Origin of the sequence: Catenovulum sediminis (assembly GCF_007289895.1) — a bacterium.
GTDB lineage: Bacteria > Pseudomonadota > Gammaproteobacteria > Enterobacterales > Alteromonadaceae > Catenovulum > Catenovulum sediminis.
On sequence record NZ_CP041660.1, the window covers coordinates 445,605 to 464,056 of the forward strand.

Genomic DNA, 18,452 nt, shown 5'->3' on the forward strand with positions numbered 1-18,452 from the left:
CCATCTTTCGCACATCCTATAACCAGTATGGTTCATACTAAGGCGTAAGAATAAACCCGCCTTGTGCATTTGTGTCAGGGTTATCACTTTCAGCTAAATTAAAGTTACCTGTGACTTCATCTATTCCGTCTGAAAATCTGGCGTTAATATCACCATCAGCCAATAAATCATCGTGCGCTGCAAATGTCACATCTAACTCTAACTGATCCACATTAATGCGTCCGGTGTAAGTCACAAACCAGTTCCCTTGCGGATCATCAAAGGTAATAAAACCACCGGGTACAGCCCCAGTGTCAAAATCAATACTCATTTGCATATCAAAATTTGTCACCGCCCCTGCACTCGAAAAAACCTGAGCTTCAGTCACGTTTGCAAAATCAAAAACACCTTGCCTTTGCGCAATCAAATCAACTATCGGCGTTTCATCTGCTTGCCATAACTCTTCCTGATAAACATCCACTTCAAGCTCATTTTCAAGTGACACTATCGTTTCAGTATCAATTGAATTGGGCTCTGATATGTCCGAAGTAATATCATTATCAGTTGAGGTTTGAGCAATCGTATCAGACAGGGTATCCGGCTCATCGTCTGTATTTGCCGCGTCACTCGTGTCATTATTTGTATTTGTGCTGGCGATATCACTATCATCTACAGAGCCTGAATCTTCATTGTCGTCGCCTGTAGCTTGCTCTGTATCTGAGGTACTATTACTATTACTCGAACTCGCTATCTCAGTTTCGGCGCTTTGCGAGTCACCTTCATCGTTTGCTGTAGTGTCTGAGTCTGAAGAGGTTGAATCATTATCATCGTTATCATCATTAGCTTGCGCGGTTGGACTATTTCGCACATTGGTATTGGTTTGACCCTGATTAAAGTTTTCCGGCGGTGATAATAACTCTGTGACTTCCCCCGACTCATCAATTTTGGCATATGAGAAGTCTTCACCTTGACCCAATGACACTTCCTCACCTGCTGCGACATCCACTTGAACATCGACCGCGCCATCCCAAACCGCGATAAACACCTCTCCTTGAATAATCTCTATTTCATAATGCGTCCCTCGGATACCGATGGTACCGACCGGTGTTTTAACTTTAAAATCACCGCCTTTTTGTTTAATTTCGCCACTAATCGAGCGCAAGCCGCCACGCACTAAATCTAAGGTAGCTGACGCTTTTTGTTGAGTGTCGTCAGATTGATAATCCTGAATATGAATTTCGGAGTTTTCTTTCAATAGTAATAAACTGCCATCCGACATACTAAATTGTGCGCGGCTTCGCTCTGAGGTTTTGACACTATCAACCTCAAATACTGGCGAGCGTCGTTTTAGCTTGCGGCTTTTACCAAGTGAAGAATTTACAGCTTCAACTTTGCCAACAGCTAAAATTGTTTTACCAACAACCTGTTGCTGTTCGGCTGCACCCGCTGAAAATGAAAAATTTAAAGCCAATAAAATGAATACAACACCTAACTTTTTCATCTTTATACTCCCACCCCTTCATCAAACTAGAAGGCATAGTTAACAGTAAATTTTAGTTCTGCTCTGTCATATTCAAACAACTCAATAGAACTGGTTTTATCTTGCATGTTGAGCGCCAACATCAAACTTACGTCCTGCGTATGGCGATAGCGAGTAGATATACCCAACATCGCCATTTCGTCTTCCCTGGTTTTCAAAAAGAATGGATGTCGCCCTTGATAATCAGCTGTTTGATAACCCAAATACCCAGAAAACAACCATTTGGCAGATTGCAGCCAATTGATACGATAAGTCAATGTTTGTAACGCTCGGCTACTGCTATCAGACAACTCACTTATTTCTTCGCGCCAGTGATAGTGAAGACCGTGTCGCAACGAACTGCTCGAATATTTAAGTGCAAGTTGTGCGGATTTATTATCTGTGTCTAATCCATCATTGACCTTATTATCGGTTTTGCCCAGAGAAACTTGTGCAAACAGGTTCACGCTTTTAGACATTGAAAATTCAACCTGAGTAAAAACAGCACCTTGCAAACGGTATAATTTGTCATTGAGCCACAAAGGATTCGCATTTAAGCCAACTTGCCATGCGAAGCGTGAAAATTCGTGGTGGTATTGAGTGCTTATGCCAGCCTGAATGCGGTCAAATTGATTCAGATCTTTAAAATGTATGCCGTTTAGTGAACTTGAAAAACGCAAGCTGCTGACTTGTGAGAATTTTTTATCAAGCATTAGCTGATAACCTAAACCGATGAATTCATCTTCACTTTTGCGACTTTCATCAAACAAAATCAGCTCCCCCAAACCATCTACAAAGATACGCTCATTCGAGGTGCCTGCATTCACGTTTGAATCAAAACCGGCTGACAAATTTGCAGCTTGCACAATAGAAAAGCTTTGACGTTGTAACGCATCTTCTGCAAATGATTTGAGTTGTTGTACAAGAGGCTGATATTTGGCATCTAAAGTGCCTTGGTTTTGCAAAATTTCAACTTGTTTAATTACGCCTGCATAGTTTTCTATTGCTGCATACGCTTTTGCCAACTGAATACGAGAGTCCTGCCACTCTGGCACATTAGCGACCACACGTTCAAAAGCAAAAACCGCTTTATGATACTCTTCTAACTGCATGGCAGTAACACCGTACAAATAATCGAATGCTGGTTCCCCAAGCCATTGTTCATTAAGCAGCTTAATAAGCTGCCATGCCTTTTGATATTCTTTATTGTTAAGTGCGTTTTTAATAGGTTGTAAGTTTAAGTTGGCAGGTTCTGCTTTAACCCCTCCCGCGAATACGAGCAAAACAGCAAACAGGACAGGTTTAAAATTTAGAAATAATGTGTGTTCTGACAACATTCCATTACCTTTTGAATAATCCCAATTACAGCATACTGCCCATGGGTAAATAGCGAAATTTACTTTTGTACTGATTAAAGTGTAGGCGCTACAAGATAGTTAGACAATAATAAAAGAGGTGAAATTACTATTACAGAAGATGAAAGATTAAATAGATACAAAGCGACAACAAGTCAGATATAGCTGACCAACAGCTGGATAACCATTGGTCAACATACACGGTATTCACACCGCCTAGCGTAAAAATGAGCTTACTGTATTTCCAAGATGAAAGATTGTAGAGACTGCAGTTGCACGGGTATGTAGCCTACACCATTCACCACATTCATCTGCAAATCTGTTGCGCCCGAAAGCTTTTCAAGCAAAGTATATGTTCCATCGTTTAATTCCATGGCGATAATTACATGCGCCGGGACAATCAATTCAAATGGATCACTTTTTCGCTGCGCAAAATTAGCCATAATAATCAACTTTTGTTGCGCATCAAAACGCGCAAATGCAAACATATCAGCAAGATAACTTTGGTGATTGGCTGAACGATTGACACTGTGTAATTCGGCATACTCCCCCATCATTGCTGAACTGGAGGTAATAAAATTTAATAACTTTTGATAAAAATCTCGTAAAGATTTTTCTTCAGTAGTGAGTTGCCCACCATCAAATTTACCTTTATTCATCCATCTTTGATGTGCCGGCACCCCTGCATAATCAAAAATGGTTGTTCGGCTCGGATCGCCAAAGCCAGTTTCTTCACTGCCGTCTTCGCCCACTTCCTGACCAAAATAAATCATCATAGGCGAACTACTGATAGTGGCTGAAACCACCATGGCTGGTTTCCCTTTTTCAGCAGAGCCAGCAAATTCAGGGCTGGCAATACGTTGCTCATCATGGTTATCTAAAAAGTGCAATAAATGATGCTCTATATCCGCGAAACGAGCTTGAATATCAACCAAGTTATCGGTTGAACCCTTGCCTTGCATAACAGGTTTTAAAGTATCGTAAAAATCAACTTTATCGTATAAATAATCCATTTTGCCTAAATGAATATAATCACGGTAAGCTTTTGGGTTATATATTTCGGCCAATAAAAACGCATCCGGATTTTCCATTTTAATCGCGGAATTCATATAACTCCAAAATTCAACTGGCACCATTTCAGCCATATCATAACGAAAACCATCTACCCCTTTAGCCGTCCAAAATAGCGCAATGTCTTTAAACTTTATCCAAGAATCCGGCACAGATTTACCTTGCCAAAACTTAAAATGCGCGCGGTAGTCTTTTTTTGCATATTCGGCCGGCAACGTCGGGAAATCTTTACTGCCATCAGGTCGCACACCATAGTTTACCTTTACTGTTTCATACCAGTCATTAAAGTCAGGCTGTGCTTTTCGAGAACCATTACCCGTCCATTTAGCGGGTATTTCAGTAAATTGGCCATCAGCCAACGGGTGTTTATCGCCACCTAATGGCTGGTAATCATTTTTTGCCACCGGCACTGCAAACTCTTGCCCCGGGATATAGTAAAAATTGTTGTCACGGGCATATTCCACGCTGGTATCATCTGATTCGCCAAAGTCTTCGACACCTGCGGGTTTGCCTAACGATTGATATTGTCGCGCGACATGGTTTGGCACGATATCAATAAGCACCTTCATATTTTGTTGATGTGTACGCTCAATTAATGCTTCAAACTCAGCCACTCTATTGGCCGGATCAATGGCCAAATCTGGGTTAACTGAATAGTAGTCTTTTACTGCATAAGGTGAACCCGCGCGACCTTTCACTACATCGGGGTCGTCCTGACTGATACCATAAGCGGTATAATCATTAATCACAGCATGGTGCGGCACACCGGTATACCAGATATGCGTGACCCCCAAATTTCTAATTTCACTTAATGCTTTTTCAGTGAAATCAGCAAACTTACCGACACCATTTTCTTCTATCGTACCCCAAGGTTTATTCGTGGTGTTGGTATTGCCAAACAAGCGAGTGAAAACCTGATACACAACCGCTTTTTGTTGGGTGTTGTGTGGCATTTGCATAGCACTAGAAGTTTGCTTAGTTTCAGACTGCATTGTCGTTGCACATGCTGTCAGTATAGCTAAGGTGGCAGCAGTTATCGTTAACGAAATTAAATTACTTTTATAAATCGGTTTTTTCATTGCTTCTCTCTGCAGAAACTAAAAGAAAAAGGCCGCTATTATATTAAATAGCAGCCAAAGCTAAATTTATCATGAGTCGTTACAGACGATAGTTACAAACTATAGTTAAAGCCTAAGAAGTAATTACGACCAAAATATTGGATAGTACCGGTTTTACTTTCGTCTCCGAAATAAGAACGGTTCGCTTCATCTGTTAAGTTGTTAACAGAAAAAATCACGTTAAAGTCGTCAGTAAATTTATACTTTAACTGGTAGTCCATAATCATTTCATCGGTGAAAAATGCAGACTGATCTTGCCCTGTCGCAATTTGTCGACCTAAGTATGACTCGCGGTAACGCGCATTAAGATAGGTTTCAACCATGTCATTGTTGTAAAACAAGGTAAAGCTATAAATACTGGGTGACAAACCTTCAATGGGCGTATTGACATCACCTTGACCATTACCAATGCTGATGGTTCGGGTTATTTCACTTTCAGTGTGAGAATAGCTGCCGGAGAAACCTAAGCCAGATAAAGCACCGGGTAAAAAGTCAAACGTTTGGGTATAACCTATTTCATAACCACGAACATAACCACCTTGCTCGTTATTTACTGTTACCGTTAAATCGCCCGGCTCAACTGGCTGACCACTGTCTGAAGTAGTTGGTAAATCAATACCGACTTGCGCAAACGGGAAGTCAAATATTGTAGTTGTATCAGTAAATGACTCTATGTCCTTGTTAAATAGCGCAACAAAGAAGGTACCGTCTGTTTCAGTAAAATAATGCTCATATGAAACATCAACCTGTGTTGCTAGAAAAGGTTCTAAATACGGGCTGGTGCTCATATCCATGTTAACCACATCTTTGCCATCACGCGCGCGATTTGTTTGGTAATTGTAGTTACCGCTAATCGCCATTTCTGACATTTCAGGACGCGCCATCACCTTTGCAGCCGCAAATTTTAAATAATCGCTATCGGTCAGCTCTAAACTCAAGTTTAACGAAGGTAATACATTGTCAAACTTGTGGCTGATTTCACGGTATAAATGCGAGCTTTCGGTTTGACCAACATCATCAGTAATTGCATCGCCCATGTCCACAACTTCTAGCACTTCTCGGCCATCTTTATCAATCACTGGGTCGCCATTGTCATCTGTTTTAACACGACGTGAGGTTGGCGCTGCCGACACACCAAAGGCAATTTGTTCGGTTTCAACAAATCGCACACCTAGGTTACCTGTTAATCTTAAATCAAACACTGAAGTATCGATGTTCGCCATAACATAAGCAGATTTTACTTTTTCAGTAATGTCATTATCTTGTGTGATGGTCCAGTCAGCACCATCCCAAACATCCACCGGGTCGCGCTTTAATGGATTCCCCTCAGCATCCACCAACCATTTATCGGCAATCGCTTCATTATCAATTGAAATAAATGCCGGTAGCGATGAAAATTCACCGCCTAACTTAACGACGTTCACTTCGTCTGCGCTAAGCTGGTAAGGCTGGAACCTTTCTTTTTCTTCACCACCAGCCCAAACAATATAGTTACCTTGGCGCATCTCATCCCAGCTACGTTCATTGCGGTGCACACCATTTTCAAAATGACCCGGACCACCATAAGACCATACGCCACGTTCTAATAAGTGCGTTCTTTCTGAAACCCGCACGCCAGCTTCAACCGAGCGAATAAAGTCATTGTCCAGTTCATATTTGATATCTAGGCGCAACGCATCTGCTTGGTTTTCTTCAAAGCGCGGGAACTGCGAATAACTGGTTACCATCATTTTGTTGGCATCGGTAAAATCAATCGCCTCACCCGCGGTATTGGTCACACTGACGGTTGGTACTTTCAGACCATTCATGCGGTAATCTAAAACCAGATCGGTTTCAACTTTAGGGGTAGCTGCAGCTGAATTTTCAAACATCAAAATATTGATGGTTCGGTCAAATGAATCTTCCGATGCTTTAGAATGCGACCAGTCAGCAGTAATCATAAAATTATCAAATACCCACTCGGCGTTTAAGCCTAATGTTAAAGTATCACTTTTACGGGTTGCATCATCTGCCATATTACTAATTTGCAGTGGGTTTACACCGGCGCTGCCATTTTGGTCAATACAAGGTGCTTGCACTTTGCCATCTGTTGCTGCATTACATGAGTCAGTGGGATCATAGGTCGCAAATGGCGTATTAAGCGCCGCATAATATGTACCACCAATAATTGAATAACCTTCTTGGTCGTTGCCGACAATGCTTGGGTCATTCATCTCAACGCTACTTAAATGATTGGTCGAATTTATGCTACCTAAACCTGTCACCTGAATGCCGCGATCCCATGCGGTTGCATCAAATGTTGAATAAAACGCGTCAGCTTTTAAAGTAAAGTTATCCGTTGGCTGCCAGACAATTGCCGACATAATACCGTTGCGTTCATCCTCACCGCCGCGCGACATCATTTCAAAGCTGCCACTATAGGCAAAACAACCGCCTTCACGCCAGTACGGGTCAGTTTCCTGATTGCCACAATCACTTAAACCGTTCAGGCCATCTACGCGAACTTGATCGTAGGTAAAGTCATAACCGACAAACTGAGTCGAAACCCGCGGTTGAAATAAACGTGCAACCCCTAAAGCGACACCTAACGTATCATCTAAAAATTTAGCCTGCATAGAGGCGCTAAAGCGATGGCCAACTGATACTGCATCAGGGTGATCATCAGAGCGTGAATTTGTCGTCAGCTGACCATTAAAATTGGCTTTAAAATCTTCCCCCATTTTCAACGGGTTTGCTGTTTGTAAATCGATAGTACCTGCAACACCACCTTCAATTAATGAAGCTTTTTGAGATTTGTGTACTTGCGCTGTGGTAATCAGCTCAGAAGGAAATTGAGAAAATTCGACACTGCGGCCACCCGCTGACGAAACTTGTTCTCGGCCATTTAAGGTTGCAAATACATATTGGCCCGATAAACCTCGAATGTTTAATTCACTGGCTTGGCCACCATTTCGAATTGCCGTAACACCGGGTAAACGCGATAAAGAATCTGAGATAGAAAGATCCGGCAATGAACCTAGGTCATCCGCTGTTACCGCATCAACCATAGTATCAGAGAAGCGTTTGATATTTACCGACTCAATTAAACTGCGGCGCATACCGGTAACTTGAATCACTTCAGTTTCTTCTTCTGCTTGCTCTTCTAATTGCTCTTCTAATTGCTCTTCTACGTGTTTTAATTTCGCGAGCTCTTGCTCTGCTTCTTGCGCATGTAGGGTGCTGAACGTCATACCGCTGGTAACCAGTGCTAGGGTCAACAGACTCGGTTTGAATTTGCTCATATGCATCTTTCCTCAAACTTTTTTATTGTGAATTTGAAATTGTTTCCGCTTAGCCAAGCCACAAACGGATTCTGGATTAATGACATAATATCAACAGCACGGTTAAGAAACGGTTAAGAAATTCCCTCTTTTTCTTAACCGTTTCTTAACCGTACAGACAGTAAACTATGTGTAATGCCTAATAATAGGTGCAATTTCAGAATCACATTTTAAGCACTGGAGTGAGAACAAATGATCAACAGACAGATACAACTCTCCTTAGTTGCAGCCACAGTGTCCGCTGCACTCACAGGGTGTAACGTGTCAAACGAAAAAGGGCTGGACGAAGTAGACAATATAACAAAAGTGGATACCTCCCTTGTTTGCTCATATCCCGAAACCATTAAAGTAGACAGTTTTGGTAACACCATCCTAGATGAGAATGGCAGCCAACAATGCGAACGGGTCGAATTAGTATGCGCCGGCCAAGAATACAATCCAATTCTGCACGCATGTGAAGCTAAAGGGCGTCATCCAAAAGCACCGTTAGAACGCGCAGATGCAATTCCGGCTAATGTAGAAGGTGAAGGTGAAAAATTCGCTACACTATTTTTCTGGCGCGAAGGTTTAACCGTAGAAAAAGACGTCATTGGTGATGGTGTAGATGATTTAATCATTCACGCCTGGAATAGCGAAGACTGTAACGCCTACGACCCGACTTATATTGAAGGTGAAGGTGCCAGTCAGGATCCTGAAAATGGAGAATACTGGGGCACAGACTGGGCGACCGGTATCAAACCAGATGGTTTAGATGAAAACTACGGTGTTTTCTGGACATTTAGGCTAGTTGAAAACCATACAGACTGTTTTAACTTTATCATTCACGAAGGCAGCACTAAAACCCCCGTTGAAGAAAACATGCGCGGTTATATTGATGATCGTAACCCTGACAGAATGAGTTATGTTGCGGTCGGTTCAACAAATCAACCAGTTGCTTCACTGCATCCTTATCATAGCGAACCGGATGATCCGACAGACGGTGTGCGTCAAATTAACCCTCAATTAGCAACACACTGGTTTGATACCAATGTTGTTTTATACAACAACGAAGAAGCGCAAAGCATTCGCCTTTATTACTCTGACAGTATGCCCAAATTATTCCCGGGTGAAGGCTATCGCGGTGTCGACTATATCGAGTTTGTCAGAAATGAAGGGGCACTAACAGAAGAGCAAAAAAACAGAGCATTATCCTATCGTGATGGCATGACGCCATTTACGACGACGGCCGTTGATCCTGATAAGGCTGTTGATCCTGAACTTGCAAAAGATATGCTGCAAGGCAGAGTGGTGGCAATAGCGCTCGATGCCAATGGCGATATGATTGCCGGTAATTTGGTCAATACAGGTGGCGTATTAGATGCCTTGTATACCATGGGTGATGCCGATGCCGATGAAGCCAAATTAGGTATCACTTATGAAGGTGATAACGTCACGGCAAGTGTTTGGGCACCCACCGCGATGAATGTCACACTTAAGTTATACAATGATAAAAATGCGGCGGGTGAATATACCTCAGCCGGCGATCACAAGATGACGTTTGATAAAACCACCGGCATCTGGACCTATCAAGGTACGCGCGCAGAGTTAGACAGAAAACTATTCCGTTATGAAGTAAACGTATTTCACCATTTAAATGATGAATTTGTCACACACGAAGTCATCGACCCGTATGCAGTCAGCCTGACGACTAATGCACGTTATGCGCGTTTTGTAGACCTTAACGATGATGATTTAAAACCTGATAATTGGGATGACCATAGCATTCCAGCCGCTGGCACCCCGGAAGATATCGTCGTTTATGAAGGTCATATTCGTGATTTTTCTATCTTAGATGAATCTACACCGGCAGAGCACAGAGGTAAATATTTAGCTTTTGCACAACAAGATACTGCACCGGTTAATCACTTAAAAGAATTAGCAGAAGCAGGTATTACCCATTTTCAGGTTTTACCGGCCAATGATATTGCATCGGTTAATGAAGATGTCTCCCAACGCATCGAAATTCACAATACGGTAGGTGATTTATGTGCCGTTCATAGCAAAGCGCAAGTATGTAGTTTTGCCAATGAAGGTGTCGTCATTAAAGATCTGTTAGAAACTTACGATCCGCTCAGTGAACGGGGACGTCAGTTACTGAATGATTTAAAAGGCTTTGATGGTTTTAACTGGGGTTATGATCCACAAGCGTATAACGCACCAGAAGGCAGTTATGCAAGTAACCCTGAAGATACATCGCGCATTGTTGAAATGCGTACCATGATACAAAGTTTACACGAAATGGGCCTACGAACTTCATTAGACGTTGTCTACAACCATACAAGCTCGTCAGGTTTATGGGATAACTCAGTGCTGGATAAAATTGTCCCTGGTTATTATCACAGACGTGACATTGCAACGGGTGATGTATTGGGCGAAACCTGCTGTCAGGACACCGCAGCTGAGCATGTTATGTTTGGCAAACTCATGACGGACACATTGGTTTCTTGGTCTGCAAACTATAAGTTTGATGCCTTCCGTTTTGATTTAATGAACTTCTTACCCAAAGACAGCATACTGGCAGCCAGAGAAGCGGTTAAAGCAGTAGACGCTGATGCACATTTTTACGGCGAAGGCTGGAATTACGGCGTGGTTGCAACTACAGGTGGCACGCAGGCTAATATGGCTGGCACTGAAGTTTCAACTTTTTCTGATGTGCAGCGTGATGGCGTGCGCAGTGCCGCTTTCTTTAATACTGATGGCGAAGCAAATGATGTCGACCAAATCAGAATTGGTTTAGCGGCTAATATTGCCAGTTACGTATTGAAAGCCAGTACAGGCAGTTTTGGCGAAGCGAGCTCGCACAATAAACCGGGACAAGCGCTCGACCCTGCTGATACGGTAAATTATGTAGATAAACATGACAATGAAACCCTGTGGGATCAATTGCAATACAACTTGCCTGCCGGTTTATCCGCGTATGAAAGAACGCGCATCCATGCGGTTGCAGGTTCATTCCCACTCTTAAGTCAAGGGATTCCATTTTTACAAATGGGCTCTGACTTATTGCGTTCAAAATCAATGGATCGTGATACCTACAATTCGGGTGATTGGCTTAACAAAGTAGATTTTACTAAAAACAGCAATAACTGGGGCGTTTCACTGCCACTTGTTGTTAGTGATGACAACCGTGCGAAAGAATTGTTGGCCAACTCAAATATTCGAGTGAGTAACAGCGAAATTGAACTGGCATCTGATTTATATCAGGAGTTCTTAAAAATCCGCAAAAGCAGTCATTTATTCCGCTTAACCACGGCTGAACAAATTAAAGACCGTTTAGGCTTCCACAATGTAGGGGCTAACCAGACACATGGTGTGATTGTCATGAGCATTGACGATGGTGCCGGTTGTTTAAATTCAGTACAGGATTTTGAAGGAAACTGTGATGAAACAGTAGATGGCAATATGCGTGCAGATTTAGACCCGAACTTCGACGCTATGGTAGTGGTATTTAACGGTACAAATATCGAACAGACAATGCGTATACCGACCGCCGAAGGATTTACCCTGCATACTGTACAACAAAACTCTGCCGATTCAGTCACCACTGGAGCAAGCTTTACTGCAGATAACAGCGATGGCTTATTTACCGTACCTGCATATACCACAGCGGTATTTGCTAAAGTACAGACAGGTGCGCAAGGCACGGGTTTAAATGCCTTAGCAACAGTCGGAAATCCAGATGCTAGTGCTATTGATAAACCGACCTATGGCGAGACCACGGTGTATATTCGCGGTGACGTCAACGAAACGATTTGGAGCACAGATGACCCTATGCTGTATGTTGGCAACAATACCTATGTGACCTCTATTTATCTAACCGCAAAAGCAGAGGCTTATCAGTTTAAGTTTGCATCCGATGACTGGAATACTGTGAACTACGGCGCTGGCAGCAATAGCACTGTCACATTAGGCACAGGGAGCGCCCTGGACGGTTCAGGTAATGCGCATCTAACCATTGTTGAAGACGGTCATTATCTCTTTATGGTCGATGCCAGTAATGCAGCGAAGCCGGTTGTTACTGTCAGCAAAGAAACGTTACCCTACTCAGGCACCGCAGTGTATCTGCGTGGTTTTAACGACGACTGGGGCACAAGCAATCAGTTCACCTATTTTGGTAATGGTTACTACGCGTTTGATACGACAGCAACAGAAAATACACAATTCAAAATAGCTGAAGAAAGTTGGGGTAATGTCAATTTTGGTGCTGCCACAGAATCAAGCTTCACCAATTTTGGCCAGCCACTTGCACTGACACATGGCGGCGCGAGCCCCAACAGTGTGTTGAATGTAAATGCCCCGGTAGACTTGAAATTTATATTCCATGTATCGGATGAAAGCAGCAATACAGCAACGGTTACGGTAGTCGACACTAAAGAATACGGACTATAGTTAACCCATTTCAGGAGAATCCCCTGTCGCACGGAAGCGCACTTACACACAAATCAAAAGCCAGTGGTGACCCCCACTGGCTTTTTACATATTAATCATCCCATAGCAGTTTTTCACAAAAGCAGTGTTAGGCCAAAGCATTGATTATTAACTTGGGTTTATAGTGGCGCAATTGAAAGATGATGTTAGAATTTAACCAACAGATTAAAACAAATTTGGGAGTGCTGTGTTCGAATTTTTAAGACAACGCTTTACCAACTACTGTGAAGGTGGCATTAGCGAAAATGCCTCGACTGAAGAGCGCAGACGCATCTTTGTTATCAACTTATTCGCGTTAGTCGGTATGCTGTTAACCCTAATCATGGGGATTCAAGCGTGGCTTTCTCTTGATATAATGCTGGCAACCGTATTACATTCATCAACGCTGGTCTTTTTAGCAGCACATATTAGCATTCGCTACTGGCAAAATTACGCAATTCCATCCCGTCTAGTCCTCTACTGTTTATCCGCACTGATGTTGTATTTGATTTATTCTGGAGGTGTCAACAATACGGGCACTTTGTGGATATTTATATTGCCTGCTGTTGCTTTGTTTTTAGGTGGATTAACGATTGGCCTAATTAATGTCGTTATCTTCATTTTAAGTGCCAGTTTTTTATTGTTTTTTCACGATGGTCTACTTTTAGCAACCTCATACAATGAAGATTACAAAATACGACTTTTATTATCATTTTGCACAGTGACCTTTTTATCCTGTTGCTATGAATACTCTCGAAAACAATCCTATAAGCATATTCAAATGCTCAGCGACAAATATGAAAAATTATCTAAGATAGACCCGTTAACAGGTTTATCCAATCGCCGCGAGATGATGGAGCAGATCAACAAAGAGTACAACAGAGCAAAACGACACCACCAAGCGGTTTCCATTTTACTTTGTGACGTAGACCACTTTAAGCAAATTAACGACACCTACGGACACGAAACGGGTGATATCGTACTTCAACAATTATCAGCACATTTTCAAACCTTAGTGCGCCGCCAAGATAGCATCTCACGCTGGGGCGGGGAAGAATTTTTATTTATGCTGCCCGAAACAGAAATACAAGCCGCGAGTAAAGCAGCAGAAAAAATTAGGTCTCACATTTCTCGCTGTCACTTCAACATTCCTAATTTCACAGGCACAGTCACCGTGAGTATTGGCGTTACTCAACTACAGGAATCACGTAGCATTACTGAAAGCATCGCCAAAGCAGATAAATGCCTGTATCAAGCCAAGCAAGGTGGCAGAGATAAAGTTGTTAGTGAATGAAAAAGTGCATATCAAAACAATCAGAGCTTGTTTGCCATCATTCGAGAGAAAAATAATAGTTTTGGATATAATTATAACCATTTTTGTTGACTATTAGCGCCTGCGCTATAAACCATGTATGCGCATTAACATGATGGCAAAAATCTACGTTAACTTTGCCCCGGCAGCAAAACCTAAACTCTTATTTAATAGGACCCTAGCGTTAGGAAAGCGTAAAATAAGATAGCTGAATGGTTTGATGATAATGTCCGGCATCTAAATAACTCACACTCATAGGGCTACCCGGTTTTAATTCAGCGAGCAAGTTCAATGCACTCCCCCTTATCTTTAGTACATGGTGCGCCATTGTAGTAAGTCATTTTCGTGGTATTTGTTGACACTTCAATTTCAGTCAGACTCACTGTTTTTGCATCCTCTCGATGCATACACACTGAAAACATGCCTTTTTGCGGAATATGTGAGCGATGAAACGCTAGATGAGCTTGATGTTTATCCTGTACACGGTTTTCATGCTGTAAACCGTGTACACAGATAGTTTGATACAATAATTCACGCTGTTTTAAAACCTGTGCCAAACAAACGGCGGAAGAGATTAGAGGCGAAGTGGGATTAAACGAAGACAACTTGCTGCCATCCCAACAAAAAGCGATAACCGCAGGGTTTACCGCATCTAACTCTGGTGGAAAATAACATAAGGTAAATGGTGCATACTGCTTAAGATCAATACAGGCTTTAAACTCTTCGATACTGCGCGGATCAGCCAAAGCGTTTAACAAATCAATAATGATTTTTCCGCGACTGCGAGGTGCAGAGTTTGTTTTAGTATTTGTATACTCATCTGCCCCCTGCTGATATTGATATAGGTTTAATAAACACCAACTGGCACCTGATGCTGCTGTCGCGATCCAGGTGCCTGTACCCTGTGGGTCAATAGGTAAAGCCGCATTGAGCTGCGGATCAAAGGCCGGGGTAATCGCCTCGACCCTGCTGCGTTGTTCATCACGGTTAAAAAATAGCTGATATCCATCTGGTTTTACAAACCAAGTTAACGTACACATTTATTATGCCTTTCATAATCCAAAGTTGCCGGCGCTACGCCAAAACCATCATTTTTAAATGACGCTTTATCTAAGATAGGCTCAACTAATAGTTTCATCAATGCAAAATGGTGCACAGCATGACTCGTGGCAAACATCAATTCACGGGCCACAGAGCTTTGTACTTTAATAATGCAAGAACTATCCACCCCCACTTCACTCACCACAGTCACTGGCTGTTGCAGCTGGTAATCGGTTAAATTGCCCAGCTGTTTTTGGGCTGTATGCAAGGTATCGAGCGCAAAAGCCTTATCGCTCTCGATTTGACTTCCGCGTGTTCGCACGTTGTAATCAACAACATAACTATTATAACTATTGTCAACTGTTAAAATTGCATGAAAATGATCTATGATATGACGCAGATGTGCGCCTACACTACTTTGACCTGCAACCGGCTCTGAATACTGGGTGTCGCTCAAGGTTTGTATAAAATCGATTGCCTGCTGCAATATACTCTGGTAATGGTTTAGCATCTTAATACTTTTATTTATAACCTTGATTAGCTGACCGGAAAGCAGAAAACAATCTTTCATGTCAATTTAGCGCATTTTGGCCTTAGTCTTCATCTACTCAATTTCGCTAAGCAATTATAATAAGCAACTACAATAAGGATAGACGCATTACAATGAACGCAATGAAAAACAACATCTTTCCCCATAGCGCCTTAGCAACCATCGCGACCTGTGTCATATCGAGTTCACTACATGCACAAACTATTGATGAACAAATTACAGTAACAGCCAAACGTATCCAGCAAAATATACAACAACAAAGTGCGCAGGTCAGTGTGCTCAACGACGCCTTGTTATCACTGTACAACCCACAACATTTAAATCAAGTTTTACAACAAGCTTCATCTGTATGGTTAAGCCGGGGAAACGGGCAAGAATCTTTATTAGCCATACGATCTCCTGTTTATACTGGCGCTGGCGCTTGTAGTGAATTTATCACACTGCAAGACAATATCCCGCTGCGCGCAGCAGGTTTTTGCAACGTAAATCAATTGTTTGACAGTGGTTTTGAGTTGGCTGAAAAAATTGAAATAGCAAAAGGGGCGAGCTCAGCATTGTATGGCACAAATGCAATACATGGTGTTATTAACGTACTCACGCCAACTCCCAACGGAAATAAGAATATATCCTTGACAGCAGGTCCGGATGCATATCTGAGAAGTAAGTTAAATTGGTCTGAAATTTACGACGATAGTGCCGTCTACACGGGGTTAAGTTATACCCATGATGGCGGATTTCAACACAGTTCTGGCTATAATGATTGGAAACTCATCGGTAAATATCAGTTAAACAAACAAAATCTAGAAATCACAAATACAATTTCTGCACATAAACTCAAACAAGATACCGCGACTTATCTACAACAAGGTCAAGGGGCATATAAAAACAAGCACTTACTGCGCGAAAATAGTGTCGACGATGCCTATCGTGAGACTGATGCACTGACCTTATCTAGTGCCATAAAATACCAAAGTGCTAATTATAGCTGGCAACTAACGCCTTATATCCGTCACAACCGCATGCAATTTCTAATGCATTTTTTACCCGGAACCCCAACGGAAAAAAACGGACACCATAGTGTAGGACTACAATCGCAGTACCAAAGCCAAGTGGCCGACAATATTGATTTTGTAGCCGGGGCGGATATTGAATGGACCAAAGGTTTTTTACAGCAGCAGCAAACTAACGCAACAGACAGCGGCTCGGCTTTTTTAGACAACATTTTGCCACAAGGCCAGCAATATGATTATTCAGTCACTGCACTGAACTCAGCACTATATGCACTCATCAATATACCGATTAGTGACAAAATCACATCTACGACCAATATTCGATTTGATACGATCCACTACAACTACGATAACAAAATGTTAGATGGTAATAGCCGTGACGATGGCAGTGCCTGTGCACCGCCAGGGTGCCGTTATACCCGACCCGCTGATACAGAAGATCACTTTGACATGTGGAGCTGGCAGCAAAACATTCAGTATCAGATAAAAAATAACCTTGTCGCTTACCTTAAATTGGATACGGCATTTAGAGCGCCACACACCTCAGAGTTATATCGTTTACAAAATGGCCAACTCGACGCTCAAATTGAACCACAAAAAGCAAAAAGTATTGAAATTGGCCAACATTATATAGACGGCTCTCACACTCTGAATTTAGCAGCCTACTGGCAAGATAAATCTGAAGTCATTATACAAAACAGTCAGCGCGAATATTTAAATGGCGCTAAAACTCAACATATGGGGATTGAAGCAGAATACAGTTATCAATTTTCAGACGATTTATCCGCTAACTTACAAGCCAGTCACGCCCTGCACAGGTACAAAAACGATGAAAACTTTAACAATAATATAATGGATACCGCGCCTAAATTAATGCTAGCAGGCCGCTTAAACTGGCGCCTTCAAGAAAAGCTGCAAACTGAATTAGAATATCAGTATATGGACAAATATTTTACCAGTGCCGACAATACGACAGAGTATGACGGACATCAGTTGTTTAATTTAAGATTGAACTATCAGATGAGCAATAATCTTAGATTTTCTGCACAAGTACTCAATTTACTGGATGAACGTTATGCAGAACGGGCTGACTATGCATTTTCGCAATACCGCTATTTTGTCGGTCAGCCCAGACGCTTATTTTTAGGGGTTAACTATGAGTTATAGCTATGCGTTATAACTCTTCAACCAATTCTTCAAGCTCTAACGGCTCAGGAGACAAAATAATGCCTGTGGTGTCTGCATAGACATAGTCTTCCGGCAAAAAAGTAACACTCCCGAAATTAACGGCGACATCGACCTCTCCGGTGTCGTCATCTTCAGCCCCAACGGGTATAGAAGCAATAGCCTGAATGCCCAAGTCGATTTCTTCCAATTCATCCACATCACGAACGGCACCATAGACAATAATACCCTCCCAATTGTTGCTGGCTGCCAATTCGGCTATTTCAGCATCAAGCAAAGCGCGTCTGGCAGAACCACCGCCATCAATCAGTAACACTTTGCCGCTACCATCTTCGGACAAAACTTGTCGAACCAACCCATTATGCTCAAAGCACTTGACGGTTGTGATTGTGCCATAAAAACTGTTGAGACCACCGTACGAAAGAAATATCGGGTCAACAACATCGACCATATCTGTATAAGTGTCACATAACAAAGAAGTGCTGAATTCCATGGTTAACTACCTTGGCTAGAAAAGATGCGTCATTATAAACATCTGCGGTTCGC

10 protein-coding genes are annotated in these 18,452 nt (G+C 42.2%); 3 read left to right on the forward strand and 7 right to left on the reverse strand.

Going from position 1 to position 18,452, the window contains the following annotated elements; translation table 11 throughout:
* Window positions 1–37 precede the first annotated feature (37 nt).
* The 4 genes from FNT16_RS01770 to FNT16_RS01785 all read right to left on the reverse strand — a co-directional run bounded on the left by FNT16_RS01770 (window position 38) and on the right by FNT16_RS01785 (window position 8,323).
* Window positions 38–1,480 (reverse strand): FecR family protein, encoded by a 1,443-nt coding sequence (locus FNT16_RS01770; RefSeq protein ID WP_143869938.1) that lies wholly within the window; start codon window positions 1,478–1,480, stop codon window positions 38–40.
* Window positions 1,481–1,506: 26 nt separating this feature from the next.
* Window positions 1,507–2,835, reverse strand: coding sequence for a porin family protein (locus tag FNT16_RS01775; RefSeq protein ID WP_143869939.1), 1,329 nt, complete (start codon window positions 2,833–2,835; stop codon window positions 1,507–1,509).
* A gap of 251 nt (window positions 2,836–3,086) precedes the next feature.
* The gene (locus tag FNT16_RS01780; RefSeq protein ID WP_221935048.1) at window positions 3,087–5,003 is read right to left on the reverse strand and encodes an alpha-amylase family protein; all 1,917 of its coding nucleotides are present in this window, start codon (window positions 5,001–5,003) and stop codon (window positions 3,087–3,089) included.
* A 92-nt stretch (window positions 5,004–5,095) separates the two neighbouring features.
* Window positions 5,096–8,323 (reverse strand): TonB-dependent receptor, encoded by a 3,228-nt coding sequence (locus tag FNT16_RS01785; protein ID WP_185976659.1) that lies wholly within the window; start codon window positions 8,321–8,323, stop codon window positions 5,096–5,098.
* A 231-nt stretch (window positions 8,324–8,554) separates the two neighbouring features.
* On the opposite strand from FNT16_RS01785, the gene FNT16_RS01790 reads away from it, so the two are divergent.
* Window positions 8,555–12,790 carry an alpha-1,6-glucosidase domain-containing protein gene (locus FNT16_RS01790; protein ID WP_143869941.1) on the forward strand — a complete coding sequence of 1,412 codons (4,236 nt, stop codon included), beginning with the start codon at window positions 8,555–8,557 and terminating at the stop codon, window positions 12,788–12,790.
* Between the two features lie 226 nt (window positions 12,791–13,016).
* Window positions 13,017–14,102 carry a GGDEF domain-containing protein gene (locus FNT16_RS01795; RefSeq protein WP_143869942.1) on the forward strand — a complete coding sequence of 362 codons (1,086 nt, stop codon included), beginning with the start codon at window positions 13,017–13,019 and terminating at the stop codon, window positions 14,100–14,102.
* A gap of 293 nt (window positions 14,103–14,395) precedes the next feature.
* Here the strand turns inward: FNT16_RS01795 and FNT16_RS01800 are convergent, their stop codons facing one another.
* Together FNT16_RS01800 and FNT16_RS01805 are read right to left on the reverse strand one after the other, a co-directional pair.
* A complete protein-coding gene (locus FNT16_RS01800; RefSeq protein ID WP_143869943.1) occupies window positions 14,396–15,160 on the reverse strand; it encodes an NRDE family protein in 765 nt (254 codons plus the stop codon).
* Window positions 15,148–15,672 carry a DinB family protein gene (locus FNT16_RS01805; RefSeq protein ID WP_185976660.1) on the reverse strand — a complete coding sequence of 175 codons (525 nt, stop codon included), beginning with the start codon at window positions 15,670–15,672 and terminating at the stop codon, window positions 15,148–15,150. Before FNT16_RS01805 ends, FNT16_RS01800 begins: the two co-directional genes overlap by 13 nt.
* A gap of 152 nt (window positions 15,673–15,824) precedes the next feature.
* Here FNT16_RS01805 and FNT16_RS01810 point away from each other — a divergent pair, with 152 nt between their 5' ends.
* Window positions 15,825–17,888 carry a TonB-dependent receptor gene (locus FNT16_RS01810; RefSeq protein WP_143869945.1) on the forward strand — a complete coding sequence of 688 codons (2,064 nt, stop codon included), beginning with the start codon at window positions 15,825–15,827 and terminating at the stop codon, window positions 17,886–17,888.
* Window positions 17,889–17,895: 7 nt separating this feature from the next.
* On the opposite strand, the gene rraA is transcribed toward FNT16_RS01810, so the two are convergent.
* Window positions 17,896–18,399 (reverse strand): ribonuclease E activity regulator RraA, encoded by a 504-nt coding sequence (gene rraA, locus FNT16_RS01815; protein WP_143869946.1) that lies wholly within the window; start codon window positions 18,397–18,399, stop codon window positions 17,896–17,898.
* Between the last annotated feature and the right edge of the window lie 53 nt (window positions 18,400–18,452).

Excerpts from the sequence above, each read along its gene's own strand:
- FNT16_RS01780 (WP_221935048.1), bottom strand. The coding sequence starts at position 5,003 with ATGAAAAAACCGATTTATAAAAGTAATTTAATTTCGTTAACGATAACT.
- FNT16_RS01775 (WP_143869939.1), bottom strand. The coding sequence starts at position 2,835 with ATGTTGTCAGAACACACATTATTTCTAAATTTTAAACCTGTCCTGTTT.
- FNT16_RS01800 (WP_143869943.1), bottom strand. The coding sequence starts at position 15,160 with ATGTGTACGTTAACTTGGTTTGTAAAACCAGATGGATATCAGCTATTT.
- rraA (WP_143869946.1), bottom strand. The coding sequence starts at position 18,399 with ATGGAATTCAGCACTTCTTTGTTATGTGACACTTATACAGATATGGTC.
- FNT16_RS01810 (WP_143869945.1), top strand. The coding sequence starts at position 15,825 with ATGAACGCAATGAAAAACAACATCTTTCCCCATAGCGCCTTAGCAACC.
- FNT16_RS01805 (WP_185976660.1), bottom strand. The coding sequence starts at position 15,672 with ATGCTAAACCATTACCAGAGTATATTGCAGCAGGCAATCGATTTTATA.
- FNT16_RS01790 (WP_143869941.1), top strand. The coding sequence starts at position 8,555 with ATGATCAACAGACAGATACAACTCTCCTTAGTTGCAGCCACAGTGTCC.
- FNT16_RS01770 (WP_143869938.1), bottom strand. The coding sequence starts at position 1,480 with ATGAAAAAGTTAGGTGTTGTATTCATTTTATTGGCTTTAAATTTTTCA.
- FNT16_RS01785 (WP_185976659.1), bottom strand. The coding sequence starts at position 8,323 with ATGAGCAAATTCAAACCGAGTCTGTTGACCCTAGCACTGGTTACCAGC.